Source organism: Bradyrhizobium sp. CAR08 (genome assembly GCF_052871955.1).
The window spans coordinates 1-18,011 of record NZ_JBIXJX010000010.1; the positions used below are offsets into that span (position 1 = coordinate 1).

At 64.3% G+C, this 18,011-nt stretch carries 15 protein-coding genes; 1 reads left to right on the forward strand and 14 read right to left on the reverse strand.

Annotated elements, in window-relative coordinates; translation table 11 throughout:
* Positions 1–2 precede the first annotated feature (2 nt).
* The 13 genes from ACIPUD_RS21290 to ACIPUD_RS21350 form a co-directional block, all read right to left on the reverse strand.
* The gene (locus ACIPUD_RS21290) at positions 3–479 is read right to left on the reverse strand and encodes a hypothetical protein (protein WP_446481492.1); all 477 of its coding nucleotides are present in this window, start codon (positions 477–479) and stop codon (positions 3–5) included.
* Positions 480–719: 240 nt separating this feature from the next.
* Entirely contained in the window at positions 720–995 is a 276-nt protein-coding gene (locus ACIPUD_RS21295) for a DUF1488 family protein (RefSeq protein WP_026233404.1), read from the reverse strand.
* Positions 996–1,071: 76 nt separating this feature from the next.
* Positions 1,072–2,541, reverse strand: a complete 1,470-nt coding sequence (locus tag ACIPUD_RS21300) for an AMP nucleosidase (RefSeq protein ID WP_204513229.1) — start codon at positions 2,539–2,541, stop codon at positions 1,072–1,074.
* Between the two features lie 100 nt (positions 2,542–2,641).
* Positions 2,642–3,976: an HlyD family type I secretion periplasmic adaptor subunit gene (locus ACIPUD_RS21305; protein ID WP_085354331.1), complete on the reverse strand. Its 1,335-nt coding sequence runs from the start codon at positions 3,974–3,976 to the stop codon at positions 2,642–2,644.
* A complete protein-coding gene (locus tag ACIPUD_RS21310) occupies positions 3,973–5,718 on the reverse strand; it encodes a type I secretion system permease/ATPase (RefSeq protein WP_085349309.1) in 1,746 nt (581 codons plus the stop codon). Before ACIPUD_RS21310 ends, ACIPUD_RS21305 begins: the two co-directional genes overlap by 4 nt.
* A gap of 260 nt (positions 5,719–5,978) precedes the next feature.
* On the reverse strand, positions 5,979–6,248 hold the full coding sequence (locus ACIPUD_RS21315; protein WP_007605178.1) for a GlsB/YeaQ/YmgE family stress response membrane protein: 270 nt from the start codon (positions 6,246–6,248) through the stop codon (positions 5,979–5,981).
* Positions 6,249–6,345: 97 nt separating this feature from the next.
* Positions 6,346–7,323 (reverse strand): ABC transporter ATP-binding protein, encoded by a 978-nt coding sequence (locus tag ACIPUD_RS21320; protein WP_446481493.1) that lies wholly within the window; start codon positions 7,321–7,323, stop codon positions 6,346–6,348.
* Positions 7,320–8,735 carry an amidase gene (locus ACIPUD_RS21325; protein WP_446481494.1) on the reverse strand — a complete coding sequence of 472 codons (1,416 nt, stop codon included), beginning with the start codon at positions 8,733–8,735 and terminating at the stop codon, positions 7,320–7,322. Before ACIPUD_RS21325 ends, ACIPUD_RS21320 begins: the two co-directional genes overlap by 4 nt.
* Complete coding sequence (locus tag ACIPUD_RS21330) at positions 8,732–8,926, reverse strand: hypothetical protein (protein WP_018457593.1); 195 nt, start codon at positions 8,924–8,926, stop codon at positions 8,732–8,734. The genes ACIPUD_RS21325 and ACIPUD_RS21330 overlap by 4 nt, the downstream gene beginning before the upstream one ends.
* Positions 8,923–9,984, reverse strand: coding sequence for an ABC transporter ATP-binding protein (locus ACIPUD_RS21335; RefSeq protein ID WP_085383889.1), 1,062 nt, complete (start codon positions 9,982–9,984; stop codon positions 8,923–8,925). Before ACIPUD_RS21335 ends, ACIPUD_RS21330 begins: the two co-directional genes overlap by 4 nt.
* 2 nt (positions 9,985–9,986) lie before the next feature.
* Positions 9,987–10,889 (reverse strand): ABC transporter permease, encoded by a 903-nt coding sequence (locus tag ACIPUD_RS21340; protein WP_018457595.1) that lies wholly within the window; start codon positions 10,887–10,889, stop codon positions 9,987–9,989.
* A 2-nt stretch (positions 10,890–10,891) separates the two neighbouring features.
* Entirely contained in the window at positions 10,892–11,845 is a 954-nt protein-coding gene (locus ACIPUD_RS21345; protein WP_085349306.1) for an ABC transporter permease, read from the reverse strand.
* A 195-nt stretch (positions 11,846–12,040) separates the two neighbouring features.
* On the reverse strand, positions 12,041–13,699 hold the full coding sequence (locus tag ACIPUD_RS21350) for an ABC transporter substrate-binding protein (RefSeq protein WP_018457597.1): 1,659 nt from the start codon (positions 13,697–13,699) through the stop codon (positions 12,041–12,043).
* A 210-nt stretch (positions 13,700–13,909) separates the two neighbouring features.
* Between ACIPUD_RS21350 and ACIPUD_RS21355 the strand changes: the two genes are divergently transcribed.
* A complete protein-coding gene (locus ACIPUD_RS21355) occupies positions 13,910–15,505 on the forward strand; it encodes an ABC transporter substrate-binding protein (RefSeq protein WP_085358025.1) in 1,596 nt (531 codons plus the stop codon).
* A 255-nt stretch (positions 15,506–15,760) separates the two neighbouring features.
* Here the strand turns inward: ACIPUD_RS21355 and ACIPUD_RS21360 are convergent, their stop codons facing one another.
* The gene (locus ACIPUD_RS21360; protein ID WP_446481495.1) at positions 15,761–17,992 is read right to left on the reverse strand and encodes a CHASE2 domain-containing protein; all 2,232 of its coding nucleotides are present in this window, start codon (positions 17,990–17,992) and stop codon (positions 15,761–15,763) included.
* Between the last annotated feature and the right edge of the window lie 19 nt (positions 17,993–18,011).

The following is an 18,011-nucleotide window of genomic DNA, read 5'->3' on the forward strand; positions in this document are numbered from 1 at the left end:
AATCACTCTCCGCCCACACCGCGCCGTTGAAGATCACCGTCGGTGCAAGCCAGACAGCGCAGAAGGCCAGGGAAGCTCGCAACGGCAGCTTTGTCGCTCGCCAGACGATCTGGGCCACAGTGATCGCAGCCCAACTCGAATACTGCCGAGATCGCTTTCACGAGGGAAAGTGGCTCGCCTAGCCAATCAAATCGGGCGGCAATCAGCAGGAGGTAGCTGTAGAACGGCGTGTAGTTGGTAAAGGCTTCGGCCAGCCCGGCGACTCCGTGATCGCGAGCAAAGACATACCAGGGGATCAGATGCTGAATGGCGTCATCGGTCGCGTGTTCCCGGGCAACGTAGCGGAGCGCAAGGCCGACAAGTCCACATCCGATCGCGACGGCGATTGCAAGCCGCCAACTCTCTGGCCGCGTCTTGTTCGGATTGACGTCATGGCCGGGCCCGCGGATCGCGTCGATTCCAACAATGTCTTTTGTCACGCGATTACTCGTGAGGCTCCATTTCGTGACCCAACCTCTACGGGCCATCAATTCATAGCTGGATAACGTCTGGTTTCGCAGGTCTTAAGATTGCCGCGAAACGGTTGCTTGGTTAGCGAATGCTTTAGAGGAATTGACGCTCGTCGAAATGGCTGCCGGCGGGAAGGTAAGCCCGGCAAGACCAAATCTTGACCAACTGATGAACTGTCCTGGAGCATGATTGCGGAGGCTGGAGCGGCACTATCGCTGCAAATGTCGCGTGAAGATCCGCACCACATGGCCCCTGACCCGCGGCGCCTCGTCGTAGAGGTCTGAGGCGAGCCGCTCGATGGTCTCGCGCAGCGACAGGAACTGGGCCTGCCGCGCGCTGCTTTCGGTGCCTTGCATGCCCGCAAGCTCGTCCATGGCGGCGTCGCTGATCTGGCACTGCACGACCTCGCCGTCGTTCAGCATGGTGAAGCGAAAGGCGAGCCGTTCGAGATCATGGCCAATGATCCTGTCGCGCATGAGTGGCATCAATTCGTCCCGTCGACCCCCGCGCCGAAAATGCCGAAAATCCCGCTGCTTGTCAGCAGCAAAGGCAATCCATGGCCTACTGAAATGCAACTTCGGCGAAACTGCGGAGCTTGCGGGAATGCAGTCGCTCGGATTCCTGCTGCTTGAGCCGTTCCAGCGCCTTTAAGCCGATCTCGAGATGCTGGCCGACGCGGCGACGGTAGAATTCGCTGGCCATGCCTGCGAGCTTGATCTCGCCGTGGAGAGGCTTGTCGGAGACGCACAGCAGCGTGCCGTAAGGGACGCGAAAGCGGTAGCCGTTGGCGGCAATCGCGGCCGATTCCATGTCGAGCGCAACCGCGCGCGATTGCGACAAGCGGCGAATGACATCGGGCCCGCTGATCTCCCAATTGCGGTTGTCGACGCTCGCGACGGTGCCGGTGCGCATCAGGCGCTTGAGCTCGAATCCTTCGAGCCCGGTGACGTCCTCGACCGCCTCCTCGAGCGCCACCTGCATCTCCGCGAGCGCCGGGATCGGCACCCACAGCGGCAACTCACGATCGAGCACATGGTCCTCGCGCACATAGCCATGGGCGAGCACGTAGTCGCCGAGCCGCTGCGTGTTGCGCAGGCCCGCGCAATGGCCGAGCATCAGCCAGGCATGGGGCCGCAGCACGGCAACATGGTCGGTGACGTTGCGCGCGTTCGACGGACCGGTGCCGATGTTGATCAGGGTGATACCACGATAGCCGGGCGCGGCCAGGTGGAAGGCAGGCATCTGCGGCGTGCGCGCGGGCGCAACGCCCGTCGTCGCGCCGCCGCTGCGCGTGATCACATTGCCTGGAGCGACGAAGGCATCGAGGCCCGCCTCGCCAGCCTGAAGCCGCTGCTGGCAAAGCTGCGCGAAGGCGTCGACATAGAACTGGTAGTTGGTGAAGATCACGAAGTTCTGGAAATACTCTGGATCCGTACCCGTGTAGTGGTAGAGCCGGCGCAGCGAGTAGTCGACGCGGGCTGCCCGAAACAGGGACAGCGGTTCGGGCGCGCCGGGCTGAAGTTCGAAAGTGCCGTCGGCGATGGCATCGTCCATGGTGGCCAGATCAGGCACGTCGAACGCATCGCGCAGCGACCGCGTCACCGGCGAATTCTCGCTGGTGGTGATGGCGGCCTCGATGTTGATGTCGCGGCGATAGGCGAAGTGAACGGGGATCGGTTCGCTGGACTCGCCGATTTCGACCGGGACGCCGTGGTTCTGGATCAACAGTCCGATCTGCTCTGTGAGATAGGTCCGGAACAGATCCGGCCGCGTGACGCTGGTCTCGTGCACACCGGGCCGCGCGACGAAACCGTAGGCGAGCCGCGAATCCAGCCGCGCATGCGTCGCAGTGGTGATACGGACGAAGGGGTAGAAGGCTCGCACCCGCGTCGTGATTAACTCGCCGTTGACGTAAGCTTCGAACCGGTCACGCAGGAACTTCGTGTTGCGCTCGTAGATCTCTTCGAGGCGGGCGACGGCGAGGCCAGCGTCGGAATAGGATTCGGTGGCGATGGTAGGTGGAGATTGCATTGTTCGACGCCGGGTTGCTGGGGCTGAATCGAACTATAGCAAGAATGACGCCTCGCCGTCATCGCTCGCAATGACGGATGGGATGACGCGCTTTCGCGCGTCACTTCTCCCGGAACGCCCGCATGAACTGGTCGTGCAGCGGCTTCATCAGGTAGGACAGCATGGTGCGATCACCGGTCTGGACGAACGCTTCCGCGGGCATGCCGGGGATCAGCCTGGAGTCCCCGAGCTTGGCGACCTCCTCCGCGGACAGCGAGACGCGGATGGTGTAGTAGCTCTGGCCGGTGCGCTGATCGGTGGTGACGTCGGGCGAGACGCGGCTGACGACGCCGTTGAGCTCCGGCGTGGTGCGCTGGTTGAAGGCGGACAGGCGCAGCAGCGTCTTCTGGCCGATCTGGAGCTTGTCGATATCGACCGGATTGACCTTGGCTTCGACCTGGAGATCGTCGGCCTGCGGCACGATCAGCATGAGGGCGTCGCCGGCGGTGATGACGCCACCAACGGTATGCACGGTCGATTGCAGCACCATGCCGTCCTGCGGCGCGCGAATGTCGACGCGGCGAAGCTGGTCCTCGGCGGCGACCTTGCGCTCGATCATTTCGCCGATCTTGTCGTTGGTCTCGCGCAGATCCTTGGAGACCTCGCTGACCATGTCTTTGTCGACCTGGATGATCTGGAGCTCGGTCTCGGTGATCTTGCCCTTGGCCTGCGCCCGCGAGGCGATGTATTGCGCGCGCTCGCCGTTGAGGCGGGCGCTGTCGCGTTCGAGCGTGGTCAGACGGGAGATCTGCACCAGGTGCTTGTCATAGAGATCGCGGACCCCCACGAGCTCCTGCTGCACCAGCGAGATTTCCCTGTCCTTGGCTCGCTCCTGCGCGGAGAGGCCCTCGATCTCCTCGTTGAGCTGCTGGATGCGCTCGCGCAGCTGCGCCTTCTGGCCGGCGCGTCCGTTGACGCGGACGTCGAACAGCTTGGTTTCGGCGGAGAGCAGCGCCTTGACGTCGGGATCGTTGCCGCGATCGAGCAACGCTTGCGGGTAGTCGATCCTGTCGATTCCGCGCTGCTCGGCCTGGAGCCGCGCCGCACGCGCCTGCGCCGCGTCGAGATTCTTGGTGACGATGGCGAGATTCGCCTTGGTGACGGTGTCGTCGAGCCGCACCACGATGTCGCCGGCCTTGACCACGTCGCCATCGCGCGCACGCACCTCGCCGACCACGCCGCCGGTCGGATGCTGCACCTTTTTGACATTGGACTCGACGACGATCTGACCCGGCGCGATCAGCGCGCCCGAAATCTGCACCGTCGAAGCCCAGCCGCCGAGGCCGACCAGGAGGACCAGCACGATCCCAAGCCCGAGCATCAAGTGAAACCGGATCGACTGCCGTACGGTCCTCTTCGCGGCAGGCTTCGCGCCGCCGAGCGCCATCGTGCTCATGCCTTGGCTCCGCCTTCGCTGACGATCTTGATCGGCGCCGGCGCCGTCACGCGCGGCTGGAGCACCTGGGCGAGCACCTGTTCCTTCGGCCCGAAGGCCTGCATGCGGCCGTCGCGCAGCACCAGGATCTGGTCAACCGCTTCCACGCCGATCGGACGGTGCGCCACTACGATGACGATGGCGCCGCGCTCGCGCGTCGCGCGGATGGCGCGGGTCAGCGCCTCGTCGCCTTCGGTATCGAGATTGGAATTGGGCTCGTCGAGCACGATCAGGAAGGGGTTGCCATAGAGCGCGCGCGCCAGCGCCACGCGCTGCGCCTGGCCCGCGGAGAGCGCCGTGCCCTGCTCGCCGACCTGGGTGTTGTAGCCCTCGCGCATCTTGATGATCATCTCGTGCACGCCGGCTTCCTTGGCGGCGGCGATGATGCCGTCAGACGTGGCCTCGGGATCGAAGCGGCTGATGTTCTGCGCGATGGTGCCGCCGAACAATTCGACGTCCTGCGGCAGATAGCCGATGTGGCGGCCAAGCATGTCCGACGACCACTGGTCGAGCGCCGCGCCGTCGAGCCGCACCTTGCCGCGGACCGGCTGCCAGACGCCGACCAGCGCGCGGATCAGCGACGACTTGCCGGAGCCGCTCGGTCCGATCACGCCGAGGCCATTGCCGGCTTCGAGCGCAAAGGTGATGTCTTGCACGATGAGGCGCTGGTCGCCCGGCGGCACCATGGCGATACCTTCGACCGAGAGGCGGCTGGTGGGCGCCTGCAACTGGGTCGGCATCGTCTGCGCCGGCATCTGCTCGAGAAGGCGGGTCAGACGATGCCAGCTCTGGCGTGCCGCGACAAAGGATTTCCAGTGCGCGATCGCGAGGTCGACCGGCGCGAGCGCGCGTGCCGAGAGGATCGAGCCGGCGATGATGATGCCGGCGGTCGCCTCCTGGTGGATGACGAGATAGGCGCCGACCGCGAGCACGGCCGATTGCAGCATCATGCGCAGCACTTTTGCGACCGCGCCGAGACCGCCGGCGACGTCGCTCGCACGCTGGTTGCCGTCGAGATATTTTTCGTTGGCCTCGCTCCAGCGCGCGTTCATCCGGCCGGCCATGCCCATCGACACCATGACTTCGGCATTGCGGCGGCTGGCCTGGGCGAGATCGTTGCGCTGGGCGGCGAGCCCCATCGCCTCGCGCGCCGGCTGGCGGGACATCAACTCGGTGACCAGCGTCAACCCGACCAGGATGACGGCTCCGACCAGCGCGGTGACGCCGATCATGACGTGGAAGGCGAAGCAGATGGCGAGATAGAGCGGCAGCCAGGGCAGGTCGAAGAACGCGCTCGGTCCCATGCCGCCGAGGAAGGAACGGACATTGTCGAGATCCCGCAGCGGCTGAAGCCCCTCGTTGCGGCTGCCAACCAGCAGCGGCAGGCGCACGATGGTGTCGAACACCCGCTTGTTCAAGGCTTCGTCCAGGGCGGTACCGACCCGGCCCAAGATCCGGTTGCGGATCATGTCCAGCACGCCCTGCGCCATGTAGAGGAAACCGGCGAGGACGATCAGGCCGACCAGGGTCGGAATACTGCGGCTCGGCAGCACCCGGTCGTAGACCTCCAGCATGAAGATCGACCCGGTCAGATAGAGCAGGTTGATCATGCAGCTCATCAAGCCGACGCCGACAAACGCCGTGCGACAGGCGCGCAGCGCATCACCGAGCTCTGAGCGGCGGACGCCGGGAACGGCTGCCATCAGTCTGATCTCTTTCGGGTAGGGGCCAAAGTCCCTGATTTCAAAGGCAAATTCAGGAGTAATTGACCCGGATTAACATCGCGTTTGCGCTCATCGCCCAACGCAGTCGAACACCCGGGACCCCTATGGCCCACATCACCCCCGACCGACCCTGCACGCAAGTCCGGAATCTCACGATCTTGCGGCTTTTTCTTGCAGACATGTCACCTCTCCCCGGGCGGGGAGAGGTCAAAAGTTCGATCAATTGAACCCGGGCGCCATTAGAACCGGCCGCCGCCGCGGACCAGCCGCACCACCAGCAGCAGGATGACCGCGCCGATGGCGGAATAGATGATCTCCGATATCAGCCCGGTGCCGATGTGAATGCCGAGCTTCGGAAACAGGAAGCTTGCCACCAGCGCGCCGGCGATGCCGACCACGATATCGCCGATGATGCCGAACCCGGTTCCGCGCACCACCTTGCCGGCCAGCCAACCAGCGACGAGGCCGACGAACAGGATGACAAGCAAGCCTTCATTCGAAATGTACATAAATGAGGTCCCTCTCCGTGAACGGTTCCATGGAAGCGGAACCGGGATGAACGAGGTCTGAATGCTGTTCCCCCGTTCCCCGCTGGCGGTCCAAATATCATGACAGCGCGGTGACCGGCTCCGCCAGCACGCACCGTGCTGCCCGGCCCGGCCCGACCTCCACATTCCCAGGCAATTGCTCCAGGCAGCGCGGCTGGGCAGCGGCGCAGCGGGGCGCAAAGGAGCAGTTGTGCGGCCGCTCGCCCAGCGACGGCGGGGTGCCGGGGATGGTCTCGAGCCGCTGTCCCCGCTTGGCCCCGTGGACGGTCGAGGCGAGCAGGCCCCTGGCGTAGGGATGCACCGGCGAGCGGACGATGTCGCGAAGCGTGCCCTGCTCCACGATCTTGCCGGCATACATCACCGCGACCCGGTCGCAGATCTCGATGGCGACCCCGATGTCATGGGTGACGAAGATGACGGACATGCCGAACTCGCGCTGCAGCTCGCGCAACAGCAGCAGGATCTGGATCTGCACGGTGGCATCGAGCGCCGTGGTCGGCTCGTCCGCGAGCAATATCTTGGGACGACACGCGAGCGCCAGCGCGATCATCGCGCGCTGACGCATGCCGCCGGACATCTCATGCGGATAGGCATCGAGCCGCCGTTTTGCGGAAGGAATGCGCACGACCTCGAGCATTTCGAGTGCGCGCGCCCTGCCCTCCGCATACGACTTGCCTTCGTGACGCACCACGCTTTCGGCGATCTGCGCGCCGATGGTGTAGACCGGATCGAGCGCCAGCGCCGGCTCCTGAAAGATCATCGACACGGTTTGGCCGCGGAACGACGACAGCTGCTCGTCGTTCATGGCGAGCACGTCGCGGCCCATGACGTTGACCTTGCCCGTGATCTGCGTGCGCTTCTTCGGCAACAGGCGCATCAGCGCGCGCAAGGTCACGCTCTTGCCCGAGCCGGACTCTCCGAGCAGGCCCAGCACCTCGCCGTCGCCGAGCGAGAGGCTGAGATCGTTCACGGCATAGACCGTGCGCTCCCCGGTGAAGCGGATGTTAAGGCCTGAGATCTCGACGAGCTTTGTCATGACGGAAGTTTCGGCAGCCTTTCGTGGTAGTCGGTGGCGCGCTGGAACGCGGCGCCGATGGTGAGCAAGGTCGCTTCATCGAACGAGCGGCCGATCAGCTGCATGCCGATCGGAAGACCGCTTTTGGTGAAGCCCGAGGGCACCGTGAGCGACGGCAGGCCGAGGTAATTCACCGGACGGGTGAACAGCGTCAGCCGCTGCAACAGCGCCGGCGCATTCGGCCCGCCGCCAACGTCGCTCTCCTCGATCGTTGGCGCCGGCACGGGGGACGCCGGCGCGATCATCGCGTCGACGCCCGATGTGGCAGCGTTGTGCGCGGCGAGCGCAGGTCCGCGCCAGCGCATCGCCTCGAGATAGGTGATGGCGGGGACCGCGAGGCCGTTCTGGAGCCGCATCAACACCTGCGGACCATAATCCTGCGGCCGCTCAATCATCCAGCGCTTGTGGAAGGCGGCGGCTTCGGCTGCGAGCACGAGCTGGCTTGCCGAGGACAATTGCCGCTGATCGGGCAGCTCGACCGTGACGATGTCGGCGCCCTCACGCTTGAGCACCGCAACGGTCTCGTCCAGCACGCGCGCGACCTCGCCGTCGAGATCATCGACATAGAAGGACGAGGGGACGCCGACCTTGAGGCCCTTCAGCGAGCCCTTGGTCGCGCCGACATAGTCAGACAGCGGCTCATGACTGCAGGTCGAATCCTCAGGATCAGGGCCGGCCATCAGCGCCAGCAGCAGCGCGCAATCCTCGGCGGTGCGGGCGAGCGGGCCGACCGTGTCGAGCGACTGCGACAGCGGCATCGCGCCGGCGCGGCTGACCCGGCCGACGGTGGTCTTCAATCCCGTGACGCCGCAGAAATGCGCGGGCATGCGGATCGAGCCGCCGGTGTCGGAGCCGAGCGCCGCATAGGTCAGTCGCGCCGCGACCGCCGAGCCCGAGCCCGACGACGAGCCCCCGGTGATGTGCGCAACGTTCCAGGGATTGCGAACCGGGCCGTAATGGGCGTTATGGCCAGTCGGGCCATAGGCGAATTCGGCGAGATGCAACGTGCCGAGGCGAACCTGGCCGGCGTCCTTCAGCCGCTGCAAGGCGGTGGAGGTCACTGTCGGAACGAAGTCGCGGCGGATCAACGAGCCGCAGGTCGCGACGTGACCTGCGTCGTAATACATATCCTTGTGCGCGAGCGGCACACCGTGCAGCGGACCGCGGACTTCCCCCTTGGCGAGTTCGGCGTCGGCGGCATCGGCGGCCTTCAGCGCTGCCTCTGCCTCGATCGACATGAAGGCGTTGAGGTGCGGCTGCCACTGCGCGATGCGATGCAGCAGCGCACGCGTCACCTCATGCGAGGACACCTGCTTCATCGCGATCGCGCGCGCGACCTCGGTGAGCGTCATCAATGCGGGCTCGGTGCTCATTTCGAGACCTTGGCAGTCTGCGCGATCGGATAAAGCGCGGGCTCGAGATCGAACGGCAACGTGCCGGCAATGGCCGCAAAGCCCTCGAAGGCCGGTCCGATGGAATTGGAGATGCGCGTCGCGATCTCGTCGTCGACGGGAACGCCGGCGACCTGTGCCGTCGCCTTGATCTCTTTTGTCGTCGGTCTCATGCGGTTTCCTCCTTCGGCGCGCGGCTATGGCCTGAACCCGGGATCGCCATGTAGCACGCGGCCTCGTGGCCCATTCTATCGAGCGCGGTGAGTTTTGGTGTCGCATTTGCGCAGAGCGGCTCCGCAAACGGGCAACGGGTGTGGAAGCGGCAGCCCGAGGGTGGATCGATCGGATTGGGCGGATCGCCCGTGATCGGCGGCGTCTCGGTGCGGCGGTCCGGATCCGAGGACGGCATCGCGGCAAGAAGTGCGCGCGTATAGGGATGCGCCGGTTGGTCCCAGACCTGGTCGACCGGGCCGAGCTCGACGACCTCGCCGAGATACATCACCAGCACGCGATCGCTGATATAGCGCACGACGTTGAGGTCGTGACTGATGAAGAGATAGGTCAGGCCGAACTCACTCTTGAGATCGGCAAGCAAATTGAGCACCTGCGCCTCGACCGACTTGTCGAGCGCGGAGACGGCTTCGTCGAGAATCACCAGCCGCGGCGACAGGGCCAGCGCACGCGCGATGTTGACGCGCTGGCGCTGGCCGCCGGAGATCTCATGCGGGTAGCGGTTGGCAAAGTTTGCAGGAACCAGGCCCACTTTGCCCAGCAGCTCGCGCGCCAGCGCGCGCGCGGCGCCGTCGGCCATGCCGTGCACCTTTGGGCCGAAGGCGATCGAGTCCTCGATGGTCAGGCGCGGGTTGAGCGAAGCGTAGGAATCCTGGAACACCATCTGCATGCCGCGGCGCAGCTCGCGCAAGGAGAGCGACTGGCCGACGCTCATGCCGTCATAGATGATGTCGCCGGTGTCGCGCGGCATCAGATGCATGAGCAGCCGCGCGGTGGTCGACTTGCCGCAACCGGACTCGCCGACGATGCCGACGGTCTCGCCCTTGGCGACGGTGAACGAGACATTATCGACCGCCCGCACGGTGCGCTTTGCGGCGAACAGGCCGCCACGAACCGGGAAATGCTTGGTGAGGCCGTTGACCTGGAGCAGCGGCTGGGCGACGCCGCCGAGGTCTTCGATCGGCTCCAGCATTGCGACGGAGAGGTTGGTTTCGCTCATGGCTAGTTCCTGATGTCCATGGCGCTGCGCAGGCCGTCCGAGAGCAGGTTGAAGCAGATCGAGACCGCGAAGATCATTGCACCGGGGAGCGCGGCGACCCAGGGGTTGACATAGATCGCGGTCCGCAAGGTATTCAACATCAGGCCCCATTCCGGCTCCGGCGGTTTGGTGCCGAGGCCGAGGAACGACAGGCCTGCCGCGAGGATCATCGAGACCGAGATCAGGCTGGTCGCGTAGACGAAGATCGAACCGAGCACATTGCCGAGGATATGAACGCGCATGATGGTGAACGGTCCCGCGCCCGAGGCGCGCGCGGCGTCGACGAAGTCCATGTTGCGCACCCCCGTCGTGACGCTTTCGGCAACGCGGGTGATCTGCGGCACGAACACGACGGTCAACGACACGATGGAATTGAGGATGCCCGCGCCCAGCGCGCCCGAGATCGCGATCGCCAGCAGCACGGACGGAAACGCGTAGAACACGTCGATCGTGCGCATGATCGCGGTGTTGAGCTTGCCGCCGACATAGCCGGCAACGAGGCCGAGCGAGGTGCCGATGCAGAAGGCGAGGATCACAGGCAAAATGCCGATGAGAAGCGACAACCGGCCGCCATAGATCAGCCGCGCCAGCATGTCGCGGCCGAGTTCGTCGGTGCCGAGCGGGTAGCCGGATGTGCCAATGTGCCGAAGGCGGCGGATCATCGAGCCCTTGTAGGGATCTTCCAGACCGAGCCACGGCGCAACGATCGCGGAGAGAAAGATCAGCAGCAGCACCAGCGCGCAGACCATGCTGACCTTGTCACGCCAGATACGACGGCCGACGGTCGCCCAATAGCCGCGCGCCTTGGTCGCGGGCGCGGACTGAAGCGCCGTATCGCTGGTGACGGACAACGGAAGCTCGCTCATCGCTAACCCCGTTTGATGCGCGGGTCGATCGCGGCTTGCGCGATGTCGACCATCAGATTGAGGAAGACGAAGAACAGCGCCAGGATCAGGATCGTGCCCTGCAGCAGCGGCAGGTCGCGCTGGAAAATCGCGGAGTTGAGCAGGAAGCCCGAGCCCGGCCAGGAGAACACCGTCTCGATCAGGATCGAGCCGCCGAGCATGTAACCGAGCTGAAGTCCCATCACCGCGAGCGCGGTGGGGGCGGCGTTCTTGATGACGTGGCGGAACACGCCGCGCTCATGCAGGCCTTTTGCACGCAGCGCCTCGACGAAGTCCTGGCTGAGAATGTCGCCGGTCAGCGCGCGCACCGTGCGAGTGACGATGCCCATCGGGATCACCGAGGTCGTGATCGCTGGCAGCACGAGATATTGCAAATGCGCCCAGTCCCAGGCCCAGGCGGCCGAGCCGCCGGGTCCGGCGCCGACAGCGGGCAGCCAGTTCAGCTGGACCGAGAAGATGATGACGAGCACCATGCCAAGCCAGTAATGCGGCACCGAAACGCCGGCGATGGCAAAGGAGGTCGCCAGCTTGTCGATCCAGGTCTCGCGGAAATAGCCGGCGATCAGGCCGAGCAGGATGCCCATGGTGAAGCCGATGATCGCCGCCGCAATCGCCAGCGTGACCGTGTTGCTGACCGCGCGCATGACCTCGGCGAGCACCGGGCGGCCCGTGGCGATGGAATTGCCGAGATCGCCATGAAGCGCGCGGAGCAGCCAAAGCCCGAACTGCACCGGCAGCGGGCGGTCGAAACCATAGGCTGTCCGGAGCTGCGCGGCGAGCTCCTGCGAGGCGTCTGCGGGGAGCACCGCGACGAGCGGATCGCCCGGCGTGATGTGCACGAGCAGAAAACACACCAGCGCGACGCTGATGACGATCGGGATGACGTAGACGATGCGTCTGGCGATATAGGCGAGCACGTTGTTTCTTTTCTTCCCTTCTCCCCTTGTGGGAGAAGGTGGCGCAAAGCGCCGGATGAGGGCTCTAACCCCGGATGCAGTGTTAACGAAAAAGAGAGAGGGTCATCCGCGGAAAGAGATCCCTCACCCGGCTTCGCTTGCGCGAAGCCACCCTCTCCCGCAAGGGGAGAGGGTGCACTGCGTATGAGGCGGGAACTATTGCATCGACACCAGTGAGAAGTCGATGAACCAGCTCTTTGGCTGCACGACGCCTGTCACCTTCGGGCTGATGGCGCGGGGACCGACGTCGTGGGCGACATAGAGGAAGGCCGCGTCATCGACGGAGGCCGCGTGCAGTTCGGCGAGCGCGGCGTCACGCGCGGCGGGATCGAAGGTCTGCCGCGCCTTCTTCACCAGCTCGTCGAATTTGGGATTGTTGATGAAACCCCAATTGTTCGAGACCGGCGGCGCCATGCCCGATTGCAGGAAGCGCACCAGCGCGAAGAACGGGTCCATCGCCGCATAGGTGACGTTGGTCGCGTTCGAGCCGTTGGCACTGGGATCCTTGGCGCCGCGGCGCCAGTTGGTGAACAGCGTATTCCACTCGATGACATCGAGCTGCACGTCGAAATAGCATTCGGCCAGCGCCTGCTGGATATATTCGTTCATCGGCAACGGCTGCATCTGGCCCGAGCCGGACGCAGACGTCTGGGTCTTCACCGTCAGCTTCTTGTTCGGGCCGAATCCGGCCTCCTGCATCAGCTTCTGTGCAGCAGCCTTGTCGTACTTGATCTCGAAGGTCGGTCTGCCGCGCCAGGGATGGCCGACCTCGAACGTGCCGGTCGCGGGCACCATCAGCCCCGCGAGCAGGCCGTCCTTGAGGCCTTCGCGATCGACGCAGAGGTTCGCGGCCTTGCGCACGCGGATGTCGTTCCAGGGCGAGCCCTCGACGCGCGAGAACTGCCACGGCCAGACGTGCGGCTGCTCGTTGGCGTAGAGCTTGAAGCCGCGCTGCTTGAGCTCGGGCAACGCGTCCGGCGCCGGCGCCTCGACCCAATCGACCTGCCCGGAAAGCAGCGCCGCGGTGCGCGCGTTGGCCTCCGGCATCGGCAACAGCACCATCTTGTCGACCTTGGGCACGCGGTCCTTGTTCCAGTAGCTCGCATTCTTGACCAGCTCCAGCCGCTCGCGCGGGGTGAAGCCCGCCATCTTCCACGGGCCGGTGCCCGCGGCGTCCTTGGCAAACGCGGTCCATGCGGCCTGCGACTTGGCCTTGGCGTCGGCGCCCTCCGCCTTGTCGTAGAAGGCCTGCCACTTCGCCGGGCTCGCCATGAAGAGATTGGTGAGGTTGATGGGCAGGAAGCTGTCGGGCTCCTTGGTGGTGAGCTCGACCGTCATGTCGTCGACCTTCTTCGCTGATGCCAGCGTCGGCATGCGCGAGGCCGTGACACCGACCTGGCTGGCGTCGAATTGCGGCGCGTCCTGCTTCAGCACCTTCTCGACATTCCACACCACGGCGTCCGCATTGAACGGCGAGCCGTCATGGAAGGTGACGCCCGGCCGCAGCTTGAAAGTCCATTTGGTCTTGTCGGCATCGTCGACCTTCCACTCGGTAGCAAGGCCGGGGATCACCACGCTCGCCTTGTCGGCCGAGGAAAGGTCCCAGCCGGTGAGCGCGTCATACATGGTGAGGCCGGTGAAGCGGTTGCCTTCAAAGCCCTGATCGGGCTGGCCCAGCGTGCGCGGAATATCGGCAGCCGTCATGGCGATGCGCAGCACGGTTTCGGCAGTGGCCGCGCGCGGCCACGCAGCCGCGCTACTGAGCGCCAGCAACGCGATCAGCGCCGCGCGGGTCTTGTTTTTCTTGATCAACATTGACTCAATCCTTTTCCGGCTTCGATGACTAATTTTGATGCAATCGTATGCAATGCCTATGCCAATGGGGAAACTTATTCTGCAAATTGCCCCTGCGACGACAAGTCCTTGTGATGACACGTCGGCGAAAGCACCTCGCTGCCTATTCTGGCATCAAGATTGCAGGTTTGGCTCCGATTGTCCTTGAATTCTTCCTTGGAGCTTTGGCCCATGCGTATCCGACTATCGACCTGTTTCGCCGTGCTTGCACTGGCGTTGTCCGCGATTCCGGCGGGCGCCGAAACGGTGCTGCGCTACGGCATCTCGATGGCGGACATCCCGCTGACGACCGGCCAGCCCGATCGCGGCGCGGGCGCCTATCAGTTCACGGCCTACACCATCTACGATCCGCTCGTGGCGTGGGAGATGGACGTCGCCGACCGGCCGGGAAAGCTGGTGCCCGGATTGGCCACCGAGTGGAGGGTCGATGCCGAGAACAAGACCAAATGGCGCTTCACCTTGCGCAAGGGCGTGAAGTTTCACGATGGCAGCGAGTTCGATGCCGACGCCGTGATCTGGAATCTGGACAAGGTGCTCAATGACAAGGCGCCGCAATTCGACAAGCGCCAGAGTGCGCAGGTCAAGACCCGCCTGCCTTCGGTCGCGAGCTACGCCAAGATCGACGACTTCACGGTGGAGATCACCACCAAGACGGTCGATTCCTTCTTTCCCTATCAGATGCTGTGGTTCCTGGTCTCCAGCCCGGCGCAATACGAGAAGCTCGGTAAGGACTGGGACAAGTTCGCGAGCCAGCCTTCGGGGACCGGCCCGTTCAAACTGACAAAACTGGTGCCGCGCGAACTCGCCGAGCTCACGAAGAATCCGGATTATTGGAACAAGAAGCGTATTCCCAAGGTCGACAAGCTCGTGCTGGTGCCGATGCCGGAAGCGCTGACGCGCACCAATGCGCTGCTGGCCGGGCAGGTCGATCTGATCGAGACGCCGGCGCCGGATGCCGTGCCGCAGCTCAAGGCCGCCGGCATGAAGCTCGTCGACAACGTTACGCCGCATGTCTGGAATTATCATCTGAGCGTGCTGCCGGGTTCGCCCTGGACCGACATCCGCCTGCGCAAGGCGCTGAACCTCGCGATCGATCGTGAAGCCGTGGTGGGCCTGATGAATGGCCTTGCGAAACCCGCCAAGGGACAGGTCGATCCGTCGAGCCCCTGGTTCGGCAAGCCGAGCTTCGAGCTGAAATACGATGTCGCAGCCGCCAAGAAGCTGGTCGAGGAAGCCGGCTACTCCAAGGCGAAGCCGCTGAAAGCGACCTTCATCATCGCACAGGGCGGCACCGGCCAGATGCTGTCGCTGCCGATGAACGAATTTTTGCAGCAGAGCTTCAAGGAGATCGGCATCGACATCGATTTCAAGGTCGTCGAGCTCGAGACACTCTATACGCATTGGCGCAAGGGCGCGGCCGACGAGATGAACGCCGGCATCACCGCCAACAACATCGCCTATGTCACCTCTGACCCGCTCTACGCCATCGTCCGCTTCTTCCATTCGAGCCAGATCGCGCCGGTCGGCGTCAACTGGGGCGGCTACAAAAACCCGAAGGTCGACGCGCTGATCGACGAGGCCAAGCAGACCTTCGACAGCGCCAAGCAGGACGAGCTGCTGGCGCAGGCGCACGCGCTGATCGTCGACGACGCCACGCTGGTATGGGTGGTGCACGACACCAACCCGCATGCGCTGTCGCCCAAGGTCAAGCAGTTCGTGCAGGCGCAGCACTGGTTCCAGGATCTCACGACGATCGGGGCGGAGTGAGGCTCAAGGTCGGCACCCCGCTTCCGCAAACACCACTGTCGTCCTGGCGAAAGCCAGGACGACACCTCTTATTAAGGCGACGGCCTGCGGCGTCGAACACCGCTGTCGTCCCGGCGTAGCCGGGACCCATAACCACCGAGTTGAATTCGGCAACGACAGCCAACTCCGATCTGGCGTACAGCTTCTGCTGCGGAGTATGGGTCCCGGCCTGCGCCGGGACGACACCGAGGGTTTAGCCGCTAGCAAGCGCCTCCCTTATTTCATCAGCAGCGCATAGGCCCCGGTCCAACCTTCCGGCGGTGGATTGACCTGGAATTCCTTGATGCGCACTTCATAGAGCTTGAACAGCTTTTCCAGCGTGTCGGCATCCTCGCTCCTGCGGCCGCGGTCGATCGCGTCCAGCGCGCCCTGCCAGTCGCGGCTGCGATAGCAGGCGAGCATTTCGATGGTGACGTTGCGCAGCCGCTGGAAGGCGCCTGAAAGCATCACATCCTCGCGGCCGGCGATGGCATAGATCACCTCCGGCTCGGTCTTGCCCTTGACCATGATGAAGTCGAGTTCGAGGATCGCGAACTTGTCCTTGGCCGCGAGCGCGGTGCGCGAGCCAACGATAATGGGAAAGCCGTATTCCTTCGACTGGCCTTCCAGGCGCGAGGCCAGGTTGACGCTGTCGCCGAGCACCGAATAGTTCTTCTTCAGGTCGGAGCCCATGTTGCCGACGACGCCGATGCCGGTGTTGAGACCGATACCGACATTGAGCGGGATGTAGACGTGACCGCCATCAATGGCCTCCTGCTCGCGGTCCTTGTTGACCGCGTCGATCTTCTCCAACATCTGGATCGCGGCCTCACAGGCGTTGACCTCGTGCTCGGCATCGTCGAGCGGCGCATTCCAGAACGCCATGATGGCGTCGCCCATATATTTGTCGATATAGCCCTTCTGATCGATGATCACGTCGGTCAGCGGAGTCAGGAAGCGGTTCATCAGCGCGATCAGGCCCTGCGGATCGTGCTTGTAGGTTTCCGATATGGTGGTGAAGCCGCGCACGTCGGAGAACATGATCGTCATTTCGCGCTCCTCGCCGCCGAGGACGAGTTTTTCCGGTGACTGCGCGAGTTGCTCGACCAGCACCGGCGACATGTATTGCGCGAACATGCCGCGGATCTGCACGCGCTGGCGCTGCTCGCGCACGAAGCTGGCGAAGATTAGCGTCAGATAGATCGCGGTGGTCGAGAGCAGCGGATAAGTGAAGTCGATGAGATAGCGGTGCTGCGCATAGAAGAACCAGGACACTCCGATCAGGATAGCGGCGAAGGTCGCGCCGGCAAGCACGAGGCGAACTGGTCCGAGGTTCGGCGTGAAGATGATGACGAGCAAGCCGATGACGAGCGCGGCGAGCAGCTCGACGCCGAGCGAATAGTTCGGCTGGGAGATCACCGCGCCGCTCAGCACGCTCTCCAGCACCTGGGCGTGGATCTCGACGCCGGGCATGGTCGAGGACACCGGCGTGGTCTTGATGTCGTTGAGCCCAACCGCCGAGGTGCCGATCAGCACCAGCTTGCCGGCGATCTTGTTAGGCGGCACCGTATTGTCGAGCACGTCGGCGGCCGAGACGTAGATCGAGGGATCCTGGCGCGCGTAATGCACCCAGAGCTGACCGTTCCTGTCGGTTGGGATCTCCACGCCCTTGAGACGCACGGCCCGCACGCCGGTCTTGTCGGTCCGAACCAGCAAGGTCGGCGTGCCCGTGACGACGCGCAAAATCTCGAGGCTCAGCGAAGGCATGACCATGCCCTGGGCGCGCATGATCATCGGCACGCGTCGGATCAGGCCGTCGCGCTCGGTCTTGATCGAGAACAGGCCGCGGCCGGCCGCGACCTTCTCGATCTCGGGCACGTTGCGCAACAGCCCGGGAAATTCGAATAGGAAGCGCTCAGCGCCCTCCTCGCCGACCGTCGCGACGCCGGTGAAGGGCAGCGACTTGTCGACCTCGGACGAAATCGCCCGCTGCCCAGTCTCGCCCAGGATCACGCGCGAGCGCTTGATCGCTTCGGAGAGGATCTGGTCGTTGCTCGGCAGCTCGCGCAGCTTGGCGCGGGTGGCGTCGTCCAGGTAGCGCATCTGGCTCGCTACCAGATCCGGGTTGAGCCGGTCGGCCTCCGAGAACACGACGTCGAAGCCGATCGCCACCGCGCCGTGATTGGTGAGGTTCTGGATCATGTCGGCGATCCGCGTCCGCGGCCACGGCCACTGGCCGAGCTTGGCGAGGCTCTTGTCGTCGATGTCGACGATGGTGACCGGCCGCGCCGTCTTGTGGCGCGGATCGATCAATTGAAACATGTCGAACGTGCGCAGCCGCAGTTCCTGGATCGGAGGCGGATCCCAGAGCCGAGCGCCGGCAAATACGACCAGCAGCGCAAGGCACATCAGCCGCGCAAACCCGAACTTGCGCGCAAACCACCGCCGCAGGATCTTGAGACGTTTCATGGTGGCTGGATATCACGCT

What these genes read in the sequence shown, in the direction of transcription:
- ACIPUD_RS21295 (WP_026233404.1), bottom strand. Translation starts at nt 995, where the DNA reads ATGCCACTCATGCGCGACAGGATCATTGGCCATGATCTCGAACGGCTC.
- ACIPUD_RS21300 (WP_204513229.1), bottom strand. Translation starts at nt 2,541, where the DNA reads ATGCAATCTCCACCTACCATCGCCACCGAATCCTATTCCGACGCTGGC.
- ACIPUD_RS21305 (WP_085354331.1), bottom strand. Translation starts at nt 3,976, where the DNA reads ATGAGCACGATGGCGCTCGGCGGCGCGAAGCCTGCCGCGAAGAGGACC.
- ACIPUD_RS21310 (WP_085349309.1), bottom strand. Translation starts at nt 5,718, where the DNA reads ATGGCAGCCGTTCCCGGCGTCCGCCGCTCAGAGCTCGGTGATGCGCTG.
- ACIPUD_RS21315 (WP_007605178.1), bottom strand. Translation starts at nt 6,248, where the DNA reads ATGTACATTTCGAATGAAGGCTTGCTTGTCATCCTGTTCGTCGGCCTC.
- ACIPUD_RS21320 (WP_446481493.1), bottom strand. Translation starts at nt 7,323, where the DNA reads ATGACAAAGCTCGTCGAGATCTCAGGCCTTAACATCCGCTTCACCGGG.
- ACIPUD_RS21325 (WP_446481494.1), bottom strand. Translation starts at nt 8,735, where the DNA reads ATGAGCACCGAGCCCGCATTGATGACGCTCACCGAGGTCGCGCGCGCG.
- ACIPUD_RS21330 (WP_018457593.1), bottom strand. Translation starts at nt 8,926, where the DNA reads ATGAGACCGACGACAAAAGAGATCAAGGCGACGGCACAGGTCGCCGGC.
- ACIPUD_RS21335 (WP_085383889.1), bottom strand. Translation starts at nt 9,984, where the DNA reads ATGAGCGAAACCAACCTCTCCGTCGCAATGCTGGAGCCGATCGAAGAC.
- ACIPUD_RS21340 (WP_018457595.1), bottom strand. Translation starts at nt 10,889, where the DNA reads ATGAGCGAGCTTCCGTTGTCCGTCACCAGCGATACGGCGCTTCAGTCC.
- ACIPUD_RS21350 (WP_018457597.1), bottom strand. Translation starts at nt 13,699, where the DNA reads ATGTTGATCAAGAAAAACAAGACCCGCGCGGCGCTGATCGCGTTGCTG.
- ACIPUD_RS21355 (WP_085358025.1), top strand. Translation starts at nt 13,910, where the DNA reads ATGCGTATCCGACTATCGACCTGTTTCGCCGTGCTTGCACTGGCGTTG.
- ACIPUD_RS21360 (WP_446481495.1), bottom strand. Translation starts at nt 17,992, where the DNA reads ATGAAACGTCTCAAGATCCTGCGGCGGTGGTTTGCGCGCAAGTTCGGG.